The following is a 23673-nucleotide window of genomic DNA, read 5'->3' as shown; positions in this document are numbered from 1 at the left end:
TCAGCCGGGAAGTGTCAGCGCCACGCTTTGGCCCGTCATCGCGTCCCGATAATCGATCGTCATCGCGATACCGGACGGATCGGCATGGTTCACGCCGATTCGCGGCAGCGGCGTTTGCGCCACCCGCGTCTCCTGGTGCAATTGCGCTCGCGCGACCGCCGCTATCTGTCCCGCCGCTCCGGCCGCACCCACGAATCGGCCCAGCCCGGCGCCATAGGATAATTGCCAGATATAATCGTCGGGATTGGTCAATAGCCTGCGCAGCACACGCTGCTCGGTCAGAGCCGAACCCGTCGAGATCGCGAGATCCCCCGTTGCCCCGATCGCGAGATCACCGCCATAGACCAACGACAAATCCGCCATCACACCGCCGCCGAGGTTGTTCCGGTCTCGCCGCCCTGCGCGTCGGGGTGGACATGCCGGTCATAGGCTTGCCGCAAATGATCGAAACTGCCGTGCGCGCCGCCGAGATCGGAAATCTCGCCACTGACCGTCAGATCGCCCGTGATCGACACGGTGCTCGCCTGCATCGCAATCGTCCCGTCGTTACGCAGTTTGATGAATGCGCCCGTCTGGTGCACCAGCCACAGCTCGCCAACCGGCACGGCCGGCGGCGGCTCGATGTTCGACCACACCCGGCCGACCACGACCGCCTGTTCGGCGTCGCCCTCCTGGGCCAGCACCATCACCTGATCGCCCGGCGAAAGCGGCGCCGCCATCCCCCATCCGGCGCCGATCCATCCCGCCAGCACCGGCAGCCAGCCCGAGAGCAGATTTTCCGGCTGCATCATCACCCGCGCGGCATAGGCGGTGGAATCGAAACTCGCGACAATGCCGAACCGCGCCTGCGCCGACATGCCGTCGAGCGCCGCGGCACGGGCTTTCACCGTGTTCCAGAATGCCTCCATCATACAACCTGAACGGCTTCGAAGCGCTGAATGAACCCCTCGCGCATATCCACAAAGCGCTCGACGGTGCGAACGATGTATTTTCCATCGAGCGCCGTTCCGGTACCCTGCAGAAAAACCGGACGATCGGGCCGGAGCAGAAATTCGCCCGGCATGGTTGCCCGCGCCAGAACCGCCTGCCCGGCAAGCTCGGCCTGCCGTGAAGCGGCCAGCCGATCCACCTCCGCCTGCATCAGATTCGGCCGAACCAGAGTCACTCCGCCGGTGCTGCCGGCACTGCTGGAAAACGCTTGTTTCAATTTGGGGTTCCAGCTTTTTACCGTCACCTTCGGCTCGATCAGTCCAAGTGCCCGATCCACCGAAAGCGACACCAGATCCCGTCCGAAATTCAGCAGGACGGGCGCGGCCTGCGGAACCGGGCCGAAATTCAGCACCGTCCCGGTCACCGACAGCGAAAATCGCTCGATTTCGGCGAGCGCCGCCAGCAGATCCCACCGCGTCATGTGCCGCGTGTGCGCCCCCAATCCCGTGCGGACATGCGCCAATTCGTAATATTGCCCGACCGGCGTTTTTGTCACGGTCACATTTTCAGAAAGCCCTGCATCCGACGCAAAACTCCAGGCGATCTGACTTGCGGTCCGGTTGGAAAATGTCTGTTGGACTTCCGCATCGATCAGCCGCGCCGACAAATCGCGCCCCGACAGCACCACCTGGCCCGCGCCAAAATCCATCACCACATTATCGAGCCGACCGATCAGAATCGTGTCCGCGGAACCACCAGGAAACGCCGCCGTGCCAAGGTTAATCCCGATTGTCACGGTTGCGGTTTGCAACGCCGCATAGAAAGCAGCTCCGCCTTGCATCGCGTTCATGGCAAGCATTACGCGGAATCGGTCGGCGGCGAAATGCCCGCATTGCAATAATTCCAGTCGCTCCGCACCCGGCACCGGAACGCCATCGACCGTGACCGATAGCGTCACCGCATGGCTTGTTAATGTCTCAGACATTCGGCACACCGCCGCCGGCAGATGGATCGACCGGCGGCAGAACCAGTTTGATCATGCCGTTCAGTACCGGATCGCTGAGATCGTTCGCTTGCGCGATTCGAATCCATTGCGTCGCGTCGCCCAGATACGTCGCGGCGAGCACGAAGAGATTGCCGCCAACGGCGGTAATCGTCGATTCGTTCACGATTGATTCCTTCCCAGATTGACCGCCGCCCGGCCGATATAGGCTTGTCCCGCCGCGGCACCGGCAAGCATGGCCGAAACTCCGCCAAGCGTGCCCAACACGGCAATCGCACCATCCGCCCCCGCGCCGCCCGAGAATGCCGCCGTCGCGGCGGCAAGCGTCGTACCGGCACCGAGCACTGCCGATGCCAGATCGGCTTGTGCGGCGGTCACGCCCGCGGCATTCGCGCTGTTCACCGCATCGAACGAAACTCCGCTTAATGCTGAAAATCCGGCTGCACTCACGATATCCAGCCCAGCCTGCGCCAATGCACTTGGTATCGCGGTCACCAGATTTTCGACCGAAACAAGCCTTATCTCGAACGGAATCCACCAGGATTTCTGAAAACACGCGCTGAACGCGGCAACCACCACCATGTAGGCAAATCCGCTCCAGGTCAGCGGCAGCACCGCTCCGGTATTTCGCGCGATATCAAGCAGTTGCACACGCTGCTCGGCATCGGGCCCGGAAAACACGCCTTCGAAAGCAATCTCCCCCGCGGAGGCGCCGAGAACATCGATCACCCGCCCCCCGCCAACCGGCTGATGCACCGCAAGCCGCTGGGTGCCACCGAAGGCGATCTCCTCGGGAATCTCGAAGTCGCGGAATGCGACGCCGCCCAGCGTTACCGCTATCGAAGTCATGCCTACCTGCCTGAATGTCAAAATCCCGGCTTTCTGCCGGGAAAAATCGGTGCCAGCCTGTTATCGAACCCAGTCACGCCCGAAGGCGGCCGCCGTGCCTCATCGGCAAACAAATCGCTGAACCAGCGCGCCATGTCGTGCGGGTGCAGTGTCATGATTCCGGAAGACACACCATGACCGAAACCGGTTTCGCGCGCGAAATCCATCTCGCGCCGCACGGTTTTGCTTCGGTGCCTGCTTATCGACGCGGTAAAATCGGCACGCTGTCCCCAATTCTTCACGCTACTGGGACGGGCCTCTCGCGATCCTTCATCGAACCCGGAATATCCCTGACGCACCGGCGCAACCGCATGGGATAGAACCCCTCCTGCCGCGCGAACCCGCCTGGGCTCTGCGAGGCGCTCCGCCCTGTTCAGACGCAACGGAACGTGAACCCGCCAAACAGGCCGGCTTTGCGTCCGCCGCGTCGTCCCGACAAAACGTCGACGTGCCCACGATGGTGCCACCCCGGCTTTCCAACGCGCACGGATGTTCAGGGCAATCCAGTGCAATCTTGCGAACCGGCGCGGCGTGCCACCGACAGCGAAATTTCCGGGTCCCGGCCGGTTCGAACGCTGCCATATCGCCTTCGGCCTCCGCCGCGTTTTCGCAGCATCATACGCCCTCGTCTCATGCCGGGATCGATCCCACCGACCGCCGAACGCGAAACCCGCATCCCCAAAATATCGCATATCCCGCAACGGCTTGCGCTTGAACGTTGCGCATCGCGGGGCGACGCGGGCACCACCCCATGTCGCGATGCGCGCAAATCGGGTCCAGCGCCGTGCATCCTTGCCCAATCGTGCGCCGATGGCATCGCGATATACCCTCATTCCCGCATCCACCGCATGGTTTTCCAATCGAAATCGAGTCCATCCAGCTCGCCACAGGCCACCACGAATGCGATGCGCTCCGCCTCGCCGAGGCCGAACGCAATGTCGAACGGCACCCCGCGTCCGACCAGATACAGGCAATCGATCAACGCGGGGTGCCGGCTCAGTTTCCCGCCAGCGCCTTCATCATCGCGGGATCGCTCTGGTCGAGTGCCAGCGCCACCGCCTCGATCCCATCCTCGCCAAGCCGCTCGACGGCATTTTCAACAGCGGCTTCATTCGCCGGAAACGGCAGCGGCACGGCATCGATCGCGACCACCGATGCCGCCAACGCCGCAACGCCAAGATAGGCGTCGTTCATCGCCAATTCCGCGCCCAGCGCCTTGAACAACCGCAACCGGTCGAGCATCGTCAATGGCCGCAGCGACAATGTGCGCCCGCGCGCATCCTCGATCCTGCGCTCGCTCATACCCGCTTCCTGCTCGACGCGAAGAAATCCAGCTTCTGCGCAACCGGCATATCGCCCCGATACTGTCCCGCCGAACTCAGCTTGAACACCACGCCCTCGTATTGATAGGTCGATGTCGAACCGTCGACTTCGCTGACATATTGATAGAGCGTACCGGGCGGAATCGCCTGGCCTGCCAGATAGGCCTGCTCGATCTGAGCGATGAAATCATCGGCAACCGAGGTGCCGCGATCAAGATTGAAACTCCCCTGCCAGCCGCGCGGCAACTCAGCCCCGAGCTGCACGCCATCGAGCCGGTCCACGCGCACGCTCTGGGTAATCTGATTCGCCTCGAACCCGGTCACATAGGACAGATCGATGCGGCCGAACGGCCCCATCACCACCAACTGACAGTCGTTACCGACAGAAAACGTATTATAGGGCATGGTTCGGTATCCTCACAGCGTGCCTTGGGGCAGGGTCTGTCGGCTGACCTGCACGGTCTGCCCGCCTTCGACATTGACGATGAATTTCTCGTTGATCGCCTGGTACCGCACCTGAACATCCGCCTGCACATACCCAAGGGCGGTGCGCGATTGCGGATTGTTGGCGATGTCGCATACCACGGCGAAGGGCAGCGATCCGTCGGTCGATCCCAGAATCCCCTGGCCCAGCATCGCGTTCAGGAACGCGAGCAAGGTCGAGCGAATGCGCTGGAACAGGGTCGCATTGATCAACTGCCCGACATAGGCGCCCATCCCCATCGATAAGGTCTCGGCGATATAGTTGGTCAAGCGCGTATAATTGTCGCCATTGGTCGCGCTGTCCGACGACGTATTGTGTCCGCCGCGCACGCCCCAGAATGCGCCGCCCGGCTGCGGATTGGCGATCACGTCGATCCCTGCCGTCAGCAGCGCGGCAAGATCCGCCGTGGAATAGGCATTGCGCGTTCCCGCCGCCGCCTGGCCCGATTTCTGACTGCCGATCACACCATAAAGCGGCTTGTTCAACGAGGATTGCTCGGGCGACAGATTGGCGAGCCGCCCGACCACGAATCCTTGCGGCGAAACCAGGCGCGTCGTCGCATTCGCCTGATCGTACCACCAGATCCAATCGCCGAACATCAGCTTGGCGGCGTAGGAATCGACGCCCGCCGCCTGCTTCGACGCAATCGCGTTCGCAATCGTATCGCCCGGCGGACCTGTCAGGATCATGTAGCAGCCTTCTTCCAGACCGAACGCTACTTGGGTGCTCCATTGCGTGGAATCGGCAAGATCGGCAAGCACGCAAAGGCTGCATCCCTGGCCGCGCAGCGCATACATCCCGGTTCGCGGCGGCGTATCCCGCCCCACCAGCGTCGCCGATCCGAGACCCGAAGCGCCGTCGCTGCCGGGCGTGCCGGCCGAGAACGGGAACGACCCGGCTGTCGGCGCCTGCGACGATGTTCCCGCACTCGCGACCACGAGTTGCGAGGCGCCACGCAGCACTCCGGTCCCGTTATTGATAGCGCTCGCCAATGCCTGCCAGAATGCCGCTCCAGCACCCACGATATTATCGAACACCTCGGGCGTGCGTCCCGGCAATGCGATGGTCATGCGCCAGGAATTCGCCGCCGATCCGCTCGAAAGCGTCGCGATCAGCGTGTTGCCAAGACTGCCGGTATGAAGCGCCGTCAGCGTGATCGCACCCAGGATCGTTACCGACGCGGCGGTGTCGGTGCCGTCGCTTACCCGCACGCAGCGGAAATTCGAAGCGCCCTGCTGCACCCCGATGGCGACGACGGTGCCAAGATCATATTGCCGCGCCATCACCGGACCAAAGGAAGTGGCAAATTCGCCCATCGAGCCGACGATCACCGGCTCGCCCACCGGACCCCAGCTTGCGCTGCCGACAACGCCCACCACATTGGTCGGCACGCCGTTCAGCAGCAGGCTCTGCGGCGGCACGATCTGCACATATAAATCGGGAACGATCAGCGCCGTGGTGTTCAGCGCGCCCGTTGTTGAAATCGGCATCGCTCAACCCTCCGCCGGAACGCGCACGACCGATTGCGCATGGCCCTCCGCGAGCACCGACGCTATCTTCGCGTTATCGGTGATCACATCCCCGCGGGTGAAGCCGCGGAACGGCTTCACCACGACCAGTTTTATCGTCATTTGATCTCCTTCAGCCGGAAATACCAGCGATGAATGCGCCGTTCGCCTCGAATCCGCCTACGCCGAACAACAGCGCGGGAGTCGTCGCGGCGAGCGTGGTCGGATATTCGGCGGCATAGATCAGGTCGCGCCGATACAATGCCGCATCGGCGCTTTTGTCCGTGGTCGCCCCACCCGCGAAACTGATCCGCGCGGACGACCCATCGGCCAAGCCGATGAAATTCGGCGTCGCCAGTGCGGTATCGATCGACGCGGCCGCCGTATCGCGTATGCCGGGATCGCCACACCACAATGAAATGCGAAATTGCTGCTCCTGGCGCTTGATTTCCTGAAGCGCCATCCCACCGGAAACGACACGCGCACCGAACAGCCTCGCCGCCGGTACCGCCACCGTGCTCCCGGCGTAATCGACCAGCCAGCCCGCCGCGCGCAGCATCGCGGCAAGATTGCTCGCCACCGTTGGCGGCGTGTCGCGCGCCTGCACGGCATAGGGGAAGGTCGAACCATCCACCGCAATGCCGGCGAGCTGCCCCGCCGCGCATAACCCAGCGAAACTCGCGGCGGTGCCTGCTATACTAACGTTCAGCGTCGCCGGCACCGGCGCCACCTCCTGCCAGATGCGCGGGAATCGCGTCGTGTTGCGCACCGGCGTCGCATCAGCGAACACGGTTGCATGCATCACGCCCCGCACCAGATCAGTGTCGAGCGCCGGCCCGTTCGGCATCCCGCGATACACCCGGCAGGTCACCGGCCCGGATGGCCCCATGATCGCGGAAGCCGCCGCTGCCCCGTTCGGATAGATCGCATTGGCAACTAATGAGACCAGCGCGTTTTCGACATCCGCCTGATCTGCCATCAACTCACACTTTCGGTCAGAGCCAGCCGCCAGACGCCAGCATAAGCAACGACGGCATCGACGACGAATTGCCGCCCGCGCGCGTCGCGCACGATGTCGGCAACCTGCGGCGCCAGCCCAGTCACGGTGGCGATCGCGGCGACATAACCCGGCAGCTTGGTGTCGTCCGGCAACCCGGTGCGCGTCCGGTCGCTGACCCCGCCGGACAGCAGCGCCGCCGGAAACCCCGCGAGCAGAGCGGTCGCCCCGGCCGCCAGGATCGCGCCATAGGGATTGGCCCCCGCCAGCACGGGCGCGGCGGGCCGCCACAGCGACACCGTCTCGTTGCACTGAACGCCGAGCACCGGCGCCGGCGGCTCGTTGGTGACCACCAGCAGCGTCCCCAGCGGACCGACCACGTAATCCCCCGGCATCACATAGGCCTGATCGAGCACCAATTGCCGATACGGCACCCCGAACGGCGCAGGCCCGCGGATCGAACCCGAAACCGGCAGCGCGAGCACGCCGAGCCGTACCGTCCGGTTCTGCGCTGCAATCGGACACGTACCGCCATTCGGCCGATAGGCGTCGCAGATCACGCCCGCCTTGCGCGCGGCCATGCCGCCGCCATAGGCGATCCGGTCGGCCAGCCTCACACCGTCCATGCGATCCTCAAACGATCAGGGTGATACCGGAAGTCTCCATCGCCGGACCCGGCTTCAGGCCGAGAAACCCGCACAGCCGCCGCCGCCAGCCATCGAACAACGCAGCCCGGTCGCGCACTTCCTGCGGATTATGCTGCCAGCTCGCCGCCACCTCGGTGTCCAGATTGCCGCTCGCCAGCGGAATCGCCGCCTCGAGCGCATTGAGCGTCGCGAGATAATTCGCCACCACCGCGATCTCGGCCGGAGCCAGATTATTCATCCGGTATTCGAGCGTTCCATAGGCCTGGAAAAACCGCCAGGATTCGAATCCGACCGCCCCCGCGCCATAGGCCGGATAGCCGCAGAACCGCCGCACATCGACCTTCTGCGCCTCGCTCAGAACCCCCGGTGCGCTCGAATAAGACCCCGACATCTCAATACACCGAGCCGTCGCCTCGGGTGAAATAGACAGTGCCGGTCCCCGAGGCGAGCACCGCACCCGCATGGGTCACCAGCCGCCCGGCATCGACTAACATGCGCCCACCCGGCGGTACCGGCAGATCGCCCACACTCGCCGAAAGCGCCGCCGCCATGCCGAACCGCACGAACGCGACCGCACCGGACGCGTTGAACACCAGCACGCTCGACCCGCCGCCCGCAAGGGCGACCGCAGCCGCACCGGTCGATCCGGCAACCGATGCCGTACCGGAAGGCCGGAACGGTAACGCAGCCCCGATTGACATGATTTTGCTCCGTCAGCCGATATGCTCGATCATCACCGCGCGCTTGAAGTTCGAATTGGTCGCGGTGGGCACCGTGGTCGGCGTGGTCGTGGTATCCGAAGGTGCGCAGAACCCGCCAATCCAGTACCAGGACTGTGCGATGATCTGCTGCAGCCGGTCGATCGGCTCGCGCGTCACCATCGCCACACTGTCGATAATGTGAACCAGCGCATCCTTCGGCGCCACGTCCTCTGCCCCGATCCCGGCGAAATCGCCTTCGATCAGCGCGCCCTTGCCGCACACGATCGGCCGGCGCACCGCCAGCCCCTGCAGCGAAGGATGCGGCTGCACATAGGCTTCGGTGGTGGTGATGAAGCGCAGCCCGAGGAAATCATTCACCATGCCCTGGCGGAACACCGGATTGCTCGATGTCGCACCCTGGAACAACTGGCGGAAATCGGGATCGGCGAAGAGTTGCCTGGCCGAAACCGGATCGAGATAGCAGTTATAGACGCCGTCGATCTCGGGCACCGCATTCTGCCGCAGCGTCGCCACCGCATCGAGCAGCGCGGACATGGTCAGCGTATCGCTCGCCTGCAATCCGCTGGTGGTCAGCGCCCCCGCCGGCCGCACGATCGTGCTCGCGGTCGCCGCCTGCACCGCATTGCCCGCCGCGCCGTCACTGACGCTGACATTGCCTGAAAACGTCAACTGGCCCGACATACCGCCCGGCGCCGTCGAGGCATTGTTTACGTCCGGCGTCGCGCTCACAAGCGTATAGACGCCGCCCCCCATCGTCACCGTCAGCGGGTAGGTCGCCGACACCGCCATCTGCACGCCATTGACGAATACTGTTGTGAAACCACGCACGTCATCGACCTCGATGGTCGGTCCCGCGCTCGTGAGACTGGTCACCACCCGCGTATTGCCGCCGAAATAGGGTGCGAACAAAGCATTTCGCGCCAACTCGTCCAGGCTCCGCGCCGCCTGCTCGCCATTGGTCGCGGCATTCTGCAGAAACTGCGAGGCGATTCCCACACGGCTGGTCACCATGTTCAGATCCTGCGTCGCCGCATAGAAATTCAGCGTCACGGTATATTGCTCGACACCCCAGCCCTGCGGCGTCAGCCCGTTATCGAGATTGGTATTGGCGCTCGCCGCCAGGGGCGTGGTCACCGACGGCTTCAGCCCCGCCCGTGTCTTGGTCAGAGTCTCGCCGATCCCGACGGCGAACGACTCGCGGTCTGCCACCATCCGGTAACCAAGTCGCGAGCGCAACGCCTGCTCGAACTCGCGCTCCAGAAACCCCTGCTGAATGATCGGCTGAAGTGCCGCCGGAAAGTTGGAAATACCCATGTTTGTCCCCTTGCGAAACGCAAAAAAACCGCGCTCCAGGGGAACGCAGTTGATGAAGAAAGCAGTTCTTTTTTGAAAAAAGAACCGAAAAGCTTTTGTTACTCTGGTCCACAGTCTTACCCGTCCGTGGTCAACTCCAACCGGTCATTGCGAGGAGCACAGCGACGAAGCAATCCATCCCGCCACAACTGGACACTCACCTCTATCCTCCCGACCGCCGCAGCAATTCCGCGCGCGCGGCGCGCCATTCCGCCTCGCTCAACTCGCGCGCATGGCGCGTCCGCGATGGCTCGGCGCGTGGCACGCCCGCGGTCGAGGACGACGATGCCGCCCCGAACAGCCACGGTTTCTCACGCTTCAACCTGGTCATGATGGACGCCGCATCGGTCACACCGCCGTCCTCGCCAAGCTCTACCTGGTCGAGATCGATCAGCTTCAGCCCGTCGAGGTCGATCATCCCCGCGCGCACCGCCTCGATCTTCAACTCGGCACGCTTGAGCTTTTCACCGCTCTCATGCCGCATTTGCCCGAGCGCGCGCTCCGCCGCCTCGGCACGCGCCTGCCAGTCATCCCGACCCGCGCCATCATCCGTGATCTCATCCGTCATGCCTGCTCCTGCTCCGAGTGTTCTTCCGCGCCGGCGAGCCGGTCCAACTCGGTGGCCACATCGGCAATTCCATGCGGCGCCGCCAGCGTCTTCACCGCCGTCTCGCGCGAGATCTGTCCTGCATTCACCAGGGTCGCGATCGCCTGCGCGTCCTTGAGCCGGTCATCCGCCGAATCCGGATACCAGCGCGGCCAGCGCAAATTCAGCCGTATCTCGGCATCCAGCTTCGGCACGTCCCGTCCCATCACCTGGAGCGAAAACCGCCTGCTCGCCCGCAACGCCATGCGCAGGAGCAGAAGCAACCCGCCTTCGCCATAGGAAATCCGCAAATTATCGGCGAGCCAGATCAGCCCCTGATTCATCATCTCAAGCGCCCGCCCCGATTGCGCGGCGCTCAGCCGGTCCGCATTCGCCCGGTTGCCATGCACGCTTTCCAGCGCCATCTCGCGCAACGTGCGCACATATTCGATCACCGCGGCCGAGGCGGTGCCGCCGATCTCCAGCAGTTTCGCATCGCCTTTTTCGGAAACGATCAAGGCATTTCCAGCGCCTTTCACCATCTCCCGATCGGTGGTCGCCGGCTCCTTGATCAGCAGCGTCGGATCGGAGGCATATTTCAGCCCGCGCCCCGCCTGCGACAACTGATAATCGATCTCGATCCCGGTCTCGATCGCCGCGCGAAACGTGCAGGCGCCGTCGACACCTTCGCCACCCGGCAGATTTTTGATCCACACGATCGGCACGAAGCCCAGATCATGCCGCACGCTGCGCGCCCGGTCGATTTCCGGCGCCGCGTTGTCGGCGATGCCCTGCGGCAAAAACCAAGTTTCCGACCCCGCATCCCAGCGCCGCTGAAACCAGTATTTTTGCTCCGGCTCGACATTGTCGTAACCCTGAGCAAGCAGCTCAGCGCCTTTTACTTTATAACGCTCGGTTACCGAGGCCAGCGTATCGGGCGCATCCTCGCGCCACGCCGGCGTCATATACTGCGTTTCGAGAACCGAGAAAAACAGCCGCCCGCGCAACACCCGAAGCAAAATGGCAACCGATCCCACCGCGCCGCGCAACGCCGCATCGATCATCACCTCGTTCAGCCGGGATTCGCGCACGATGTCGCCGAGCAGCGCCTCGGTCGCCGGGTCAGCGCACTCCACGGCTGGAAAATGCCCCGCGCTGAACAGCAACGCCACCGAATTCTCGACCACGATCCGGCACAACCCATAGCGCACCGAAGGCCGCCTCGCCCGCAACGGAATATACTCGCCCGCCCCGTTGCGTTCCTCCTGGAACGCATAGGGCAGCGCATCGTAAATCGAACCCTCCAGCACTCGCCTATAAATTTCCAGCCGCCGCGCCCGCGGCGCCAGATGCGGATCGGCCGGAATCGTCTGGCAAATCGTCTCGAACATACCTCATCGCCCTAACAGAGAAAGATCGATCCGCCGGCTCAGCGCCGGCAACTTCGCGATCGTGATGACAGCACGGGATAAGGCATCCACCTGATCGTCCTTTTCGCCATTCGGAAACGCCTGCAATTCGTCCAGAAACGCTGCGGTCCATTCGGCACGCAGCACCATCATCCGTCCGCTGCCGAGTTCGGCGGCCGCCGGCATCGCCCGCGTCATTTTTGCGCCGCTTTCCGGGCTCGACATCACCTGAAACGCGGCAAGCCGCCGCTTGTAATGCTCAATCTGCGCCACCCCCGCCTGCCCAGGGTCCTGCGCCAGCGCAATCGCGGTTCCCACGCCATCTTTCGTCGCGATTCCGACCAGCAATTGCTCGACATCGGTTGGCCGCTCGCGCACCCGCACGATATCGAGAACGACGTATCGGCCATCCTCCAGGCGTCCCAGCTTCAAGCCCACGGTCCAGTCCGGGTCGCGCCCCGGCGTCGCCACACTCGCCGCCAAATCCCAGGCCCGCACGGTCCGCAGCACCGGCGGCACCTCCGTAATCAGCACGACCCGATCGACATCGAATTGCTGGCCGGAATCCGAGGTCGGGTTCTGCTGATACAGCGCCATGAACGCCCGCTCGCCCACCGCCGCCCGCTTACGCGAAATGGCCGCCGCATTCTCCCATTCCGGCCACAGCGCCTCGCCCACCGCGCGCCCGAGCGGATCGTCCGGCTCGGCAAGTGCGGGAAACCGCAGCACCGTCCAGCCATCCTCGGTCCGGCCGAGCCGTCCCGCCAGATCATCCTTGTGCCAACGGGTCATGATCAGCACGATCCGGCCGCCCGGCTTCAGCCGCGACAGCAATTCCGCCCGATACCAGCCATCCAGCGCGTCCCGCGCCGACCGGCTGTCGGCCTCCGCCCATGATTTCACCGGATCGTCGATCAGGATCAGATCGGCGCGTCGGCCGGTGATCGGCCCGCGCACCCCGGTCGCGAAATACTGCCCGCCCGAAACCAGCCCGAACCGCCCCGCCGCGCGGCTGCCGGCATCGAGCCTCAATCCCAGCGCCTCGCCGTGCTCGGCGATCACCCCGCGCAACTGCCGGCCGAAATGCTCGGCGAGCGACGCGGTGTGGCACGCGGCGATCACCTCGCTCTCCGGTCTGCGAGCAAACCAGAAAGCGGGAAACAGCACCGAGGCGTAGGTCGATTTCGCCGCCCCCGGCGGCATCTGCACCATCAGCCGGTCGATCGCCCCCTCGGCCACACGCTCCAGCGCCTCGATCAGCGCGACATGGTGCCGTGCCGGCCGGTCCCCGCGTACCGAGAGTATCGTTTCGGCGAAATCCCGAAACCCGGCCAGCCCGAATTCATCCCTCGCGAGGCCCGCGCGATGCGTCACCGCCGCATCCGCGCGCAAAGCCTCATCATGAAAGAACGGATAGCCCAAACCGGGGCGGGTGGGAAAGCGAAAATAACTATATGTTAGAAATTATTTTAGCCTCGCCGGGAACAGCAACCTTGCCCCCTATCAGCGAAATCCGAACGCGACCCCGATCTCGCTCTGGAACTCCAGCGTGCGGCTCGGCGGTTCGTAATAGCCGTTGTTCAACCCCGATCCCGCATAGTCGAAATGCCGCACGCCTAACCCGGCGAACACGTGCCATACATTGCCAAGCCGCCAATCCGCGCCCAGGCGCACCGTCTCCTCGCCGCTGGTTCCGAAATTGCCGGTGAAATCCAGCGCCGGCGCCGATGCCCGGCCGCCCAGCACCGCCATTCCCTCGGCGCTCGCCGACAACACCAGCTCATCGCTCACCGCGACGTCGAGTTTTGCCCCCACGCCGGCCAGCGCCGCGCGGTAGAACTCGCCATAGCCGGCCGGCCCGCCGACATTGCGATACCAGTTCTGATACCCCGCCACGACGAACGGAATCAGATCGACCGACGACGTCAGCGCCAGCGCCCGGCCAAGCCGCACCTCGACATGGTTGAACCGCGCATGATCCGTCGCGTCATAGGGCGACAAGCCCTGGCCGGAACCCTGGACATAGCCGCGATAGGCGAGCGGTCCGCCCGAAAAATCATAGACGACCCCGGTATACACATCCGGCACGCCGAGCACCGGCCCCAGTCGTGACATGCTGGCCATAAATCCCGGCAGCACGCCACTTTCCCGAGCCGACACCCCACCGAAGGATTCGCGATACAGGAACCCCGACACCGACACGCCGAGCGCCACCCGCGTTTCCGCCGCCGCAATCGCCGGGTTCACGGGCGTTGGGGGGCTGGCCCCGCGCGCGGCGCCGCCCACCAGCGCCGCCAGCGCCAGCCATCCGCTCAACCTGAGAAAAACAGCCCAGCCCCTGCACATCGCCCGATCCCGCGCGCTCCGGCAGCGGCAATCTCTGCCTTCGAAGCACGATATCACTATCGCATCGAATGATTAACATTTGCTGAGCTTCCGGGTGAGTTGCGCGTCGATTAGCGCCCGGCCGTGTCCTTCATGCCACGGCTCGGCGCGCCCTATTGCAACGTCAGCAGACTGCCATGCCGCATCTCGCCCGGCGAAATCAGCGCCGCCGACCCCACCCGCACCGAATGCAGCGGCCCGTCCAACTGGCGCGTCCAGAAATCGAGGAATCGATGCAGCACCGGATAGCGCGGCGCGATATCCAACTCCTGCCAGATATAGGTCTGCAGCACGCCGGGGTGATCCGGCATATGGTAGAGAATCTCGGCGGTCGTCAGCCGATATCCCTGGAGTTGCCTGCTCAAACTCATGATCGCACCTCATCGCATCGTTGGATGGGCCATGCGGCTCGGTTTCCTTATCACCCAATTATGCCACGACAGCCCGGAAATTTGACAATAAAATTTGTAATATCAGCTATTTAGCACTCTACATCCCGCAGTGCTGCCGGGGTTGACACAATTCCCCGCGACTTCTAGATGTCTGGCACTCTCCCGATGAGAGTGCTAGCAGCGCCCGGTGCCGCATTCGGGCCGGCGTTTGCTGAGCCAGTCATTGTTGCAACAGACCAACGTCAGGAGCGATCCAGATGAAATTCCGTCCCCTGCATGACCGCGTGGTCGTCCGTCGGCTCAGCGCCGAGGAAAAGACCGCCGGCGGCATCATCATCCCCGACACCGCCAAGGAAAAGCCGATGGAAGGCGAAGTCATCGCCGTCGGCCCCGGCGCGCGCAACGAAGCCGGCGCCATCGTGGCGCTGGACGTCAAGGCCGGCGACCGCATCCTGTTCGGCAAGTGGTCGGGCACCGAGGTCAAGATCGACGGCGAAGAGCTGCTCATCATGAAAGAATCCGACATCATGGGCATCATCGAGGGCAGTGCTGCGAAAAAGAAAGCCGCCTGATCTCCCGCGATCCCATCCGATATCGAAAGGAATAAAAGAATGGCTGCCAAAGACGTTCGTTTTGCCGCCGATGCCCGTGAGCGCATGCTCCGCGGCGTCGATCTGCTCGCCAACGCCGTGAAAGTCACGCTCGGCCCCAAGGGTCGCAACGTGGTCCTGGAAAAGAGCTTCGGCGCCCCGCGCATCACCAAGGACGGCGTGACGGTCGCGAAGGAAATCGAGCTCGCCGACCGCTTCGAGAACATGGGCGCGCAGATGGTGCGCGAAGTCGCCTCGAAGACCAACGACCTCGCGGGTGACGGCACCACCACCGCCACCATCCTCGCCCAGTCCATCGTCCGCGAAGGCGTCAAAGCCGTCGCCGCCGGCATGAACCCGATGGACCTCAAGCGCGGCATCGACAAGGCGGTCATCGCTGTCGTCGACGAGCTGAAAAAGCGCACCAAAAAGATCAACAACCCGACCGAAACCGCCCAGGTCGGCACGATTTCCGCCAACGGCGAAATCGAAATCGGCAAAATGATCTCGGAAGCGATGCAGAAGGTCGGCAACGAGGGTGTCATCACCGTCGAGGAAGCCAAGGGCATCCAGACCGAACTAGACGTGGTCGAGGGCATGCAGTTCGATCGCGGCTACGTCTCTCCGTATTTCATCACCAACCCGGAGAAGATGGTCGCGGATCTCGACAACCCCTACATCCTGATCCACGAGAAAAAGCTGTCGGGCCTGCAGCCGATGCTGCCGCTGCTGGAAAGCGTCGTGCAGTCCGGCAAGCCGCTGCTGATCATCGCCGAGGATGTCGAAGGCGAAGCCCTTGCCACGCTCGTCGTGAACAAGCTGCGCGGCGGCCTGAAAATCGCCGCGGTCAAGGCGCCCGGCTTCGGTGATCGCCGCAAGGCAATGCTGGAAGACCTTGCCATCCTCACCGGCGGTCAGGTCATCAGCGAAGACCTCGGCATCAAGCTCGAAACCGTCACGCTGAACATGCTCGGCCGCGCGAAGAAGGTGCTGATCGAGAAGGAAAACACCACCATCGTCGAGGGCGCCGGCAAGAAGGCCGACATCACCGGCCGCTGCAACCAGATCCGCGCCCAGGTCGAGGAAACCACCTCCGACTACGACCGCGAGAAGCTGCAGGAACGTCTCGCGAAGCTCGCCGGCGGCGTCGCGGTCATCCGCGTCGGCGGCGCGTCCGAGGTCGAGGTGAAGGAGCGCAAGGATCGCGTCGACGATGCGCTGCACGCGACCCGCGCGGCGGTCGAGGAAGGCATCGTGCCGGGCGGCGGCGTCGCTCTCGCCCGCGCCTCGCTGATCCTCTCCAAGCTCAAGGCCGAGAACGACGACCAGCGCTTCGGTATCGAGATCGTCCGCAAGGCGATCCAGGTGCCGCTGCGCCAGATCGCCGAAAACGCTGGCGAGGACGGTGCGGTGATCTCCGGCAAGGTGCTCGACAAGGACGAGTACGGCTGGGGCTTCGACGCCCAGACCGGCGAGTTCAAGGACCTGGTCAAGGCCGGCATCATCGACCCAACCAAGGTGGTCCGCACCGCCCTGCAGGACGCGGCCTCGGTCGCCGGCCTGCTGGTCACCACCGAAGCCATGGTCGCCGAACGCCCGGAGAAGAAGTCTCCGGCCGGCGGCCCCGGCGGCGGAATGGGTGGCATGGGCGGCATGGGCGACATGGACTTTTAATAGTTCTCTCGGCCGCGACACCTACCGAGAAGGCCGTGGGGCAACCCACGGCCTTTCTTTTTGCCCTTCGCACACGCGGTCCAACCCCGTCATCGCGAGCGCAGCGAAGCGATCCATCCCGACCCAACCCGATCTGAACCTGAATTTGACTGGCATCGGCCCATCCGGCCGCAGAATCCCCCTATCTCATTGCTGAGATAGGGGTAATCCGTCAGTGGAAAAATCCACTTTGCCGTGGGTTCCCTACTGATTTCCCATAACGCTCATTGCGCTTTCGTCGTTTTTTGTCAAGTTAGCAAATAACGGCACACAGGGAGTAGCGCTCCATGCATATTTTCGGATTAGACGCCGGCATCGCATCCGTCGGCTGAGCCGTCATCACCATCGACGAACCCGTCGGCCGCATCCTCGCCTGTGGCACCCGCATGTTCGACGCCCCGGAAACCGACAAGGAGCGCAGGCCCACGAACAGCGTCCGACGCGAAAAACGCGGCATGCGGCGCGTCATCCGCCGTCGCCGCGACAAGGGAGCGACTGAGTTAATGGCGAACCGTCGGCGAAATGTTCGCCCGCGACCCCGAATTTTGCGCCCGCAAGCGCAATCGTGACGGTGGATTTTCCAGTTCCATGCTGCGCGACGACCAGCAGGACGAACTTCGCAAAATTTTCGCCGCCCAGCGCCGCCTGGGCAACCCTCAGGCGAGCGAAGATTCAGTAGGGAAACCACGGCGACAATTTTCGACCCGATGAACTCCGCCGCGCCAACCCGCTCAAACCCCGAACCGCCATCACCCTCCACTGATCGCCATCAGCACCACCATCTCCGCCCCCGGTTCCAGCCACGTCGCCAACCCCGCCCGCTCGCCGCCCACGAACACGTTGATATGCCGCCTGATCGCCGGCCGCTCGTCGCACAGCCGGTCGCGCATCCCCGGCCAGCGCGCATCCAGCGCGCCGATCGCCTCGCTTACCGTTCCCGCCGCGACCGCAACCTCCCGCGAACACCCCGGAAACAGCAGGACAAGCGCGGTGGGCAGCACCACATTCACGGTCGCGGGCGAAAAATCCATCAATCCATCACCAGCGTCTCCACCGAGGCGATCGTCGGCAGATGCCGGGCGATGCAGTTCCAGCTCTCGCCTTCATCCGCGCTGGCATACAACTCCCCGGTCCCGGTGCCGAAATACACCCCCGCCGGCGCCAGGTCGTCGGTCGCCAGCGCCTGACGCAGCACGCCGAAGAACGCGTTCTCCTGCGGCAACCCATCCCGCAGCGCCTGCCAACTCGCCCCGGCATCGCGCGTGCGCCACACCGCCGCCCGTCCCTCCGGCACATACCGCCCGGCCTCGGCACCATTCAGCGGCACCAGATAGACCGTCGCCGGATCGCGCGGATGCACCGCCGCCGGAAATCCGAAACTCGACGGCAACCCCGCCTCGATGCTCTCCCAGCGCACCCCGCCATCATCGCTTCGATACATCCCGCAATGATTCTGCTGATACAGCCGGTCCGGCATCCCCGGCGCCATCACCAGGCAATGCACGCACTGGCCGTATTCCGGGTATCTCTGCTCCTCGGGCAGGAAATCGGCGCGCGTGCCCCGGTTGCGCGCCGTCCAGCTCGTCCCGCCATCCGCCGTGTGAAACACGCCGGCGGCCGAAATCCCGACCCAGATCTGCTTGTCGTCGCGCGGATGGGGAATCAGCGAATGCAGAATCAGCCCGCCCGCGCCCGGATGCCAATCCGGCCGCGATGGATGCTCCTGCAACCCGGCCACGTGCCGCCACGAGCCCCCGCCATCCGCGCTGCGGAACAGCCCGGCCGGCTCGACCCCCGCGTAGAAACCTCCGGCTCCCCGCGCCAGACTCCAGACCGAGGTCACCGGCTCCGCTCCGACCGGATAGGCCAGCCCCTCGCTGGAATGGGTCCAGCTCGCGCCGAGATCGGTGGATTGCCACACCGCCGGGCCGAACCACGCATTGCCGCCGCCGGCATAAATCGTCCCGCTCGCCGCATCGCCGATCACATGGTTCATCGGCCACGCCTCGCAGAACGGCCCGCGCAGCGACCATTCCCGACGCGCGGCATCGCTTTCGGCGATGAATGCACCCTTCTTGGTGCCGAGCAGCACCAGAACTTTCCGTGCCATCTCCGCCTCCGCTCAGCGACGCTTGCCGACCAGCGCGAAATCCGCACCCTGCGGGTCGAGACCGTGGATGATCCAATCGCCGCCCGGCACCTGCATCGGACCATTGACAACCTTTCCGCCGCCCGCAGTCACCCGCGCGGACGCCGCATCGATATCCTCGACATTGAAATAATACCGCCAATACGGCGCGGTCTCGGCTTGCTGCTTGTTGAACATGCCGCCGGCCGGCACGCCACCGATCGAGAAAATCTGATAGGTACCCATCGCCCCCATATCGAACTCGTGGTCCTTCCGCCAGCCGAACATCTCGCCGTAGAAGTCGACCGCCTTCTGCCAGTCGGTGGTCAACAGCTCGTGCCAGCCGATATGGCCCGGCGTTCCGGGCGCCGGCGCGGGCGGCTCGTCCGCGCCGGGTTCCGCCGTGGAGAACAGCGCGAAAACCACCTTTTGCGGATCGGCGACCATGGCGAACCGCCCCACCGTCGGAATATCGGTCGGCGGAACATGGACACTGCCGCCCAGGCGCGCCACCTGCCCGGCAACCTCGTCTACATTCTTCACCCCGACATAGCCGATCCAGCCCGGCGGCGTGCCATGATCCATCAACCCGCCCACCGGCGTCCCGCCGGCGGTGAGAATCGTATAGGCCATATCGGGCACCGGCCCGTCCTGCGTGCCCCAGCCGACCACGCTCCCGTAAAATTCCTGGGCGGCCCTGGTATCGGTGGTTTGCAGTTCGTACCAGACGAAACGGCCGGACGTGACGACCGAAGCTGAAGAAGAAGCGGACATCGTGTTGACTCCCCTTTTGATTTGCCGGCCTCGCGCGGTCGCGAATGCCTTGACATTTGCGTTGATATCAACATTATTAGGCTGTGTCAAAGCCAGACGAACTGCCCTTCACCGTCACGATCGAGGTCCGCGACTCCTGCCTGTGCCTTCACCTGCAGCGCGCGGCGCGGGTTCTCGCGCGCTATTACGACGACACGCTGCGTCCCGCCGGCCTCACCAGCGGCCAGTTCTCCCTGCTGATGTCGCTCAACCGTCCCGAACCGCCGCGCATGGGCGCGGTTTCCGCCCTGCTGGCGATGGACCGCACCACGCTCACCGCCAATCTCAAGCCGCTGGAGCGGCGCGGCCTGCTCACGATAACGGCCGATCCCGCCGACAAGCGCAGCCGTCTGCTGACCCTCACGCCGTCGGGCCGCGCGGCACTGGCCGCCGCCATGCCGGCCTGGCGCGAGACCCAGGCCGAAATCCAGCGCCGTCTCGGCTCCACATCCCCCGACCGCCTCTGCGAGGATCTGCGCCGCCTGTCGTAAGCTAACCCTGCTCGCGCTCCCGCCGTTCCAGCCGGAACGCGACCACCGCCACGATCAGCGCAACCCCCGCCAACGCCGCTCCCACCAGCGGCAGTCCCGCATACCCAACCCCCAGCCCCAGCGCCGCCCCGCCGAGCCACGCGCCGCTCGCATTGCCCAGATTGAACGCGCCCTGATTGATCGTCGAGGCCAGATTCGGCGCATCCCGCGCATGATCGATCACCCGCGTCTGCAACGGCGATACCATGGTGAACACCGCCACCCCCCAGACCATAATCGTCAGTACCGCCAACACCGCATCCTCGCTGGTCAACCACAACACCACCAATACCGCCGCAATCCCCACCAGCGTCATCACGATGGTCCGCGCCGAATGCCGGTCCGCCAGATTGCCGCCCAGCAGCCCGCCCGCCGTCAGCCCCGCGCCGAACAACAGCAACACAAAACTCACCCAATGCGGCGTCAGCCCGGTCACCCGCTCCAGCAACGGCGCGATATAGGTGAACACACTGAACAGGCTCGCCGACGACAGCACCGCCATCAGCATCGCCAGCAGCACCTGCTTCCGCCCGAGAATCCGCACCTCGTTCAGCAGCCGCCCCGACCCGCCCCGCAAATCGCGCGGGAGCAGCCAGCCGATCGCCGCCATCGACAGAACCCCGATCGCCAGCACCGCCCAGAACGTCGCCCGCCACCCCGCCGCCTGCCCCAGTATGGTCCCCGCCGGCACACCCAGCACATTCGCCATGGTCAGCCCGAGGAACACCAGCGCCACCGCCCGCGCGCGCTTCTCGCGCGGCACCAGGTCCGCCGCCACCACCGAGCCGATTCCGAAAAACGCCCCGTGCGACAGAGCGGTGATGATCCGCGCCGCCATCATCAGCCCGTAATCCGGCGCCAGCGCGCAGAGGAAATTGCCCAGAACGAACACGCCCATCAGCACGATCAGCGCCGCCCTGCGGTTCAACCGCCCGACCAGCACCGCTACGAACGGCGAGCCGAACGTCACCCCCAGCGCATAGGCCGAAACCAGATATCCCGCCTGTGGGATCGACACGGCGAAATCCCGCGCCAGTTCCGGCAGCAACCCGACAATCACGAACTCGCTGGTACCGATCGCGAAACTCGCGACGATCAGCGCAATCAGGGGCAGGGGCATGGTGAGATCAGTTCAATCCGTCATTGCGAGGCACCCTGTGCCGAAGCAATCCGGGATCGCCGCACGCGGATTACGCAACATCCTCGCGGCGATCGCGCACCCGCACGTAGGCGATCTCGGCGTGCGGCCCGCAATAGGGTTTTCCGGCCAAAGACGGATCGCCGCAGAACCGGAAGCTCGGCGTGCCCGGCTCGCCGATCGGCCAGCAGCAGGCGGGGGTGCGCGGCGCGGTCCGGGTGATCCCGGAGAAACCGGCGGCAACCAAATTGGGGCGACCCGCTACCGGCGCCGCCGGGCGCGACGGCATGGCGGGCGAGAGTGCCGCAAACGACGGCAGGGTCGGCCCCGACACCCGGCGCGGCGCCGGCGGGCGCGGCCGCGCCGCCATCCCGGCATCGCGGCGGATCGGCGACGGCCTTGCCGGCAGATCGAGCCGGTGCGCCTTGCCCACCACCGCGTTCTTGGAGATATTCAGGCGCCTGCCGATCTCGGCGGTGGACAGGCCCTCGGTCCACAAACCCTTGAGGCGGTCGATCGTCTCGTCTGTCCATTCCATGGCTCTGCCCTCATGGTTGATACTACATAATGTAGATCAACTACCATTTTCACTCAACATATTGTTGGTGACCGGACCTCAGATTTCTGTGGAAAACTTGAATAAACAGCGGAACGTAGCCTTGGCTCGTTCCGCTGCTCGCCGCGAATGCGGCGCGCGCCTTATGGCGCGAAAGCCAAGGGCGCGGATGCGCCCCCGCTTCGTTGCGTTTCCAGCGACCCTTCGGATCGTCGGAACCTCGCGCAACTCCGCCCGGCGTTTGAGGGCAAAATTATCTTATTTCCTCGCCGGCGAAGGAGCCCCAGAAATCGCTCCGCTTCAGCCAGCCGTTCCGGTGCCCGGCGCTCACCCGGCACCAATCGGCATCCGCCCGGCACGCGCGGATCACCCCGATCACGCCCTTGTCGAGATAGGCCACGGGCGCCGCGCCGGAATGCGGCCCGGCGCGCATCGCATGGCGCTTGCCGGTCACGATGAAGCTGCGCACCAGGTGCAGCAGCGCCTCGTGCACCCAGCCGGTACCGCCATCCGGCGCCATCACATGGCGCCAGACATTGAATTCGCCGATCACCTCCACCGGCAGGTCGTAGCGATGATAGACCCAGGTGATCGGATACTGGAATCCCGGCCCGGCCCGCATGTAAATCTGATCGGAGCGGAAACTCTCGAAGCGCGGCACCGGCCAGCCGGTCGAAGCCCCCTTGGCCGGCCCTGGGCCGGGACCGATTTGCGCCGCGTGCCAGCCGCCGAGCAGAAGCACACAAAAGCCGAGCGCCGCGATGCGCCTAAACATTCCCGCACACCGCGCAATTCGGATCGCGCGGGATCGCGATCATGCGGAACCGCGCATCCAGCGCGTCCCACAGCAGCAGCCGTCCGGCGAGCGAGGTGCCGATGCCCAGAATCTCCTTCATCGCCTCGGTCGCCTGCAGCGTGCCCATCACCCCAGTCACCGGGCCGAGCACGCCGGCCTCGGAACAGCTCGGCACCATGCCCGGCGGCGGCGGCTCGGGATACAGGCAGCGGTAGCACGGGCAATCCGGCCCGGCATGGGGTTTGAAGGTCGAAATCTGGCCCTCGAACCGCAGCACCGCCGCCGAGACCAGGGTTCTGCGCGCCCGCACGCAGGCATCGGCGACCAGGAAACGGGTGGCGAAATTGTCGGTGCCGTCGAGCACGATGTCATGCTCGCCGACCAGGTCATCGACGGTCTCCGCCGTCACCCGCGCGCGGATCGGCCGGAGCAGAATTTCCGGGTTGATCCGCCGCAGCGCCTCGGCGGCGCCCTCCACCTTCGGCGCGCCCAGACCTTCGACCGTATGGATGACCTGGCGCTGCAGATTCGACAATTCGAGCACGTCGTGATCGACGATGCCGATCCGCCCGACGCCGGCCGCCGCGAGATACAACGCCGCCGGGCTGCCGAGGCCGCCGGCGCCGACGATCAGCACCGAGGCCGCGCGCAACCGCGCCTGCCCTTCGCCGCCCACCTCGCGGAGCAATATGTGGCGCGAATAGCGGGCGATCTCCGCTTCCGAAAAATCCAGGTCCATCCCAGGCAGAATCGCACCCTCGCCCCGGCAAGGCAAGACCGGGC

At 64.7% G+C, this 23673-nt stretch carries 33 protein-coding genes; 5 read left to right on the top strand and 28 right to left on the bottom strand.

Translation table 11 applies throughout. The features are described from left to right. The 6 genes from L2A60_RS01255 to L2A60_RS01230 are packed head-to-tail and all read right to left on the bottom strand — an operon-like array spanning position 1 to position 2937. Positions 1–363 (bottom strand): hypothetical protein, encoded by a 363-nt coding sequence (locus L2A60_RS01255; RefSeq protein ID WP_235702545.1) that lies wholly within the window; start codon positions 361–363, stop codon positions 1–3. After that, on the bottom strand, positions 363–911 hold the full coding sequence (locus L2A60_RS01250) for a phage baseplate assembly protein V (protein WP_235702544.1): 549 nt from the start codon (positions 909–911) through the stop codon (positions 363–365). The genes L2A60_RS01255 and L2A60_RS01250 overlap by 1 nt, the downstream gene beginning before the upstream one ends. Then, a complete protein-coding gene (locus L2A60_RS01245; RefSeq protein WP_235702543.1) occupies positions 908–1915 on the bottom strand; it encodes a hypothetical protein in 1008 nt (335 codons plus the stop codon). The genes L2A60_RS01250 and L2A60_RS01245 overlap by 4 nt, the downstream gene beginning before the upstream one ends. Continuing rightward, entirely contained in the window at positions 1908–2099 is a 192-nt protein-coding gene (locus L2A60_RS01240) for a hypothetical protein (protein ID WP_316044763.1), read from the bottom strand. Before L2A60_RS01240 ends, L2A60_RS01245 begins: the two co-directional genes overlap by 8 nt. Then, the gene (locus L2A60_RS01235; RefSeq protein ID WP_235702542.1) at positions 2096–2782 is read right to left on the bottom strand and encodes a hypothetical protein; all 687 of its coding nucleotides are present in this window, start codon (positions 2780–2782) and stop codon (positions 2096–2098) included. The genes L2A60_RS01240 and L2A60_RS01235 overlap by 4 nt, the downstream gene beginning before the upstream one ends. 17 nt (positions 2783–2799) lie before the next feature. After that, complete coding sequence (locus L2A60_RS01230) at positions 2800–2937, bottom strand: hypothetical protein (protein ID WP_235702541.1); 138 nt, start codon at positions 2935–2937, stop codon at positions 2800–2802. An 18-nt stretch (positions 2938–2955) separates the two neighbouring features. On the opposite strand from L2A60_RS01230, the gene L2A60_RS01225 reads away from it, so the two are divergent. Continuing rightward, positions 2956–3141: a hypothetical protein gene (locus tag L2A60_RS01225; RefSeq protein ID WP_235702540.1), complete on the top strand. Its 186-nt coding sequence runs from the start codon at positions 2956–2958 to the stop codon at positions 3139–3141. Between the two features lie 509 nt (positions 3142–3650). Here L2A60_RS01225 and L2A60_RS01220 read toward each other — a convergent pair. From L2A60_RS01220 to L2A60_RS01150, 15 genes are all read right to left on the bottom strand, one after another. Further along, complete coding sequence (locus tag L2A60_RS01220; RefSeq protein ID WP_235702539.1) at positions 3651–3803, bottom strand: hypothetical protein; 153 nt, start codon at positions 3801–3803, stop codon at positions 3651–3653. 14 nt (positions 3804–3817) lie between these two features. Continuing rightward, complete coding sequence (locus L2A60_RS01215) at positions 3818–4123, bottom strand: hypothetical protein (RefSeq protein ID WP_235702538.1); 306 nt, start codon at positions 4121–4123, stop codon at positions 3818–3820. After that, positions 4120–4548, bottom strand: a complete 429-nt coding sequence (locus L2A60_RS01210; protein ID WP_235702537.1) for a hypothetical protein — start codon at positions 4546–4548, stop codon at positions 4120–4122. Before L2A60_RS01210 ends, L2A60_RS01215 begins: the two co-directional genes overlap by 4 nt. 12 nt (positions 4549–4560) lie before the next feature. Next, positions 4561–6117 carry a phage tail protein gene (locus tag L2A60_RS01205; protein ID WP_235702536.1) on the bottom strand — a complete coding sequence of 519 codons (1557 nt, stop codon included), beginning with the start codon at positions 6115–6117 and terminating at the stop codon, positions 4561–4563. Positions 6118–6120: 3 nt separating this feature from the next. Then, positions 6121–6258 (bottom strand): hypothetical protein, encoded by a 138-nt coding sequence (locus tag L2A60_RS01200; RefSeq protein WP_235702535.1) that lies wholly within the window; start codon positions 6256–6258, stop codon positions 6121–6123. A 10-nt stretch (positions 6259–6268) separates the two neighbouring features. Then, entirely contained in the window at positions 6269–7114 is an 846-nt protein-coding gene (locus L2A60_RS01195; RefSeq protein ID WP_235702534.1) for a hypothetical protein, read from the bottom strand. Then, positions 7114–7758, bottom strand: a complete 645-nt coding sequence (locus L2A60_RS01190; protein WP_235702533.1) for a hypothetical protein — start codon at positions 7756–7758, stop codon at positions 7114–7116. Before L2A60_RS01190 ends, L2A60_RS01195 begins: the two co-directional genes overlap by 1 nt. Positions 7759–7765: 7 nt before the next feature. Further along, positions 7766–8170, bottom strand: coding sequence for a hypothetical protein (locus L2A60_RS01185; RefSeq protein ID WP_235702532.1), 405 nt, complete (start codon positions 8168–8170; stop codon positions 7766–7768). Position 8171: 1 nt separating this feature from the next. Further along, complete coding sequence (locus L2A60_RS01180) at positions 8172–8480, bottom strand: hypothetical protein (RefSeq protein ID WP_235702531.1); 309 nt, start codon at positions 8478–8480, stop codon at positions 8172–8174. Positions 8481–8492: 12 nt separating this feature from the next. Next, positions 8493–9815, bottom strand: a complete 1323-nt coding sequence (locus L2A60_RS01175; RefSeq protein ID WP_235702530.1) for a DUF4043 domain-containing protein — start codon at positions 9813–9815, stop codon at positions 8493–8495. 202 nt (positions 9816–10017) lie between these two features. Further along, complete coding sequence (locus tag L2A60_RS01170) at positions 10018–10422, bottom strand: hypothetical protein (RefSeq protein WP_235702529.1); 405 nt, start codon at positions 10420–10422, stop codon at positions 10018–10020. Next, entirely contained in the window at positions 10419–11831 is a 1413-nt protein-coding gene (locus tag L2A60_RS01165) for a phage portal protein (RefSeq protein WP_235702528.1), read from the bottom strand. The genes L2A60_RS01170 and L2A60_RS01165 overlap by 4 nt, the downstream gene beginning before the upstream one ends. 3 nt (positions 11832–11834) lie before the next feature. Continuing rightward, positions 11835–13223 carry a phage terminase large subunit gene (gene terL, locus L2A60_RS01160; RefSeq protein WP_235702527.1) on the bottom strand — a complete coding sequence of 463 codons (1389 nt, stop codon included), beginning with the start codon at positions 13221–13223 and terminating at the stop codon, positions 11835–11837. A 129-nt stretch (positions 13224–13352) separates the two neighbouring features. Next, positions 13353–14165, bottom strand: coding sequence for a hypothetical protein (locus tag L2A60_RS01155; RefSeq protein WP_235702526.1), 813 nt, complete (start codon positions 14163–14165; stop codon positions 13353–13355). Between the two features lie 182 nt (positions 14166–14347). Beyond that, positions 14348–14605, bottom strand: a complete 258-nt coding sequence (locus tag L2A60_RS01150) for an usg protein (RefSeq protein ID WP_235702525.1) — start codon at positions 14603–14605, stop codon at positions 14348–14350. Positions 14606–14883: 278 nt separating this feature from the next. On the opposite strand from L2A60_RS01150, the gene groES reads away from it, so the two are divergent. The 3 genes from groES (at position 14884) to L2A60_RS01135 (ending at position 17640) form a co-directional block, all read left to right on the top strand. Continuing rightward, on the top strand, positions 14884–15198 hold the full coding sequence (groES, locus tag L2A60_RS01145; RefSeq protein ID WP_235702524.1) for a co-chaperone GroES: 315 nt from the start codon (positions 14884–14886) through the stop codon (positions 15196–15198). Between the two features lie 39 nt (positions 15199–15237). After that, positions 15238–16890: a chaperonin GroEL gene (groL, locus tag L2A60_RS01140; RefSeq protein WP_235702523.1), complete on the top strand. Its 1653-nt coding sequence runs from the start codon at positions 15238–15240 to the stop codon at positions 16888–16890. A 561-nt stretch (positions 16891–17451) separates the two neighbouring features. Next, the gene (locus L2A60_RS01135; protein WP_235702522.1) at positions 17452–17640 is read left to right on the top strand and encodes a hypothetical protein; all 189 of its coding nucleotides are present in this window, start codon (positions 17452–17454) and stop codon (positions 17638–17640) included. Positions 17641–17678: 38 nt separating this feature from the next. Here L2A60_RS01135 and L2A60_RS01130 read toward each other — a convergent pair whose 3' ends face one another. The 3 genes from L2A60_RS01130 to L2A60_RS01120 are packed head-to-tail and all read right to left on the bottom strand — an operon-like array spanning position 17679 to position 19831. Then, a complete protein-coding gene (locus L2A60_RS01130; RefSeq protein WP_235702521.1) occupies positions 17679–17960 on the bottom strand; it encodes a ubiquitin family protein in 282 nt (93 codons plus the stop codon). Beyond that, positions 17960–19039, bottom strand: a complete 1080-nt coding sequence (locus L2A60_RS01125) for a WD40/YVTN/BNR-like repeat-containing protein (protein ID WP_235702520.1) — start codon at positions 19037–19039, stop codon at positions 17960–17962. Before L2A60_RS01125 ends, L2A60_RS01130 begins: the two co-directional genes overlap by 1 nt. 12 nt (positions 19040–19051) lie before the next feature. After that, positions 19052–19831 carry a VOC family protein gene (locus L2A60_RS01120; protein WP_235702519.1) on the bottom strand — a complete coding sequence of 260 codons (780 nt, stop codon included), beginning with the start codon at positions 19829–19831 and terminating at the stop codon, positions 19052–19054. 83 nt (positions 19832–19914) lie between these two features. Between L2A60_RS01120 and L2A60_RS01115 the strand changes: the two genes are divergently transcribed. Next, positions 19915–20361 (top strand): MarR family winged helix-turn-helix transcriptional regulator, encoded by a 447-nt coding sequence (locus L2A60_RS01115; RefSeq protein WP_235702518.1) that lies wholly within the window; start codon positions 19915–19917, stop codon positions 20359–20361. A 1-nt stretch (position 20362) separates the two neighbouring features. Here L2A60_RS01115 and L2A60_RS01110 read toward each other — a convergent pair whose 3' ends face one another. The 4 genes from L2A60_RS01110 to L2A60_RS01095 all read right to left on the bottom strand — a co-directional run bounded on the left by L2A60_RS01110 (position 20363) and on the right by L2A60_RS01095 (position 23629). Continuing rightward, positions 20363–21520, bottom strand: a complete 1158-nt coding sequence (locus tag L2A60_RS01110) for an MFS transporter (protein ID WP_235702517.1) — start codon at positions 21518–21520, stop codon at positions 20363–20365. 70 nt (positions 21521–21590) lie between these two features. After that, positions 21591–22076: a GcrA family cell cycle regulator gene (locus tag L2A60_RS01105; protein ID WP_235702516.1), complete on the bottom strand. Its 486-nt coding sequence runs from the start codon at positions 22074–22076 to the stop codon at positions 21591–21593. A 271-nt stretch (positions 22077–22347) separates the two neighbouring features. Next, positions 22348–22869, bottom strand: a complete 522-nt coding sequence (locus L2A60_RS01100) for an SH3 domain-containing protein (RefSeq protein WP_235702515.1) — start codon at positions 22867–22869, stop codon at positions 22348–22350. Beyond that, positions 22862–23629: a HesA/MoeB/ThiF family protein gene (locus L2A60_RS01095; RefSeq protein ID WP_235702514.1), complete on the bottom strand. Its 768-nt coding sequence runs from the start codon at positions 23627–23629 to the stop codon at positions 22862–22864. The genes L2A60_RS01100 and L2A60_RS01095 overlap by 8 nt, the downstream gene beginning before the upstream one ends. Positions 23630–23673: the final 44 nt, after the last annotated feature.

The sequence above is a fragment of the Acidiphilium iwatense genome, from assembly GCF_021556475.1.
Lineage (GTDB): Bacteria > Pseudomonadota > Alphaproteobacteria > Acetobacterales > Acetobacteraceae > Acidiphilium > Acidiphilium iwatense.
This window is presented reverse-complemented; position numbering and strand designations above follow the sequence as displayed.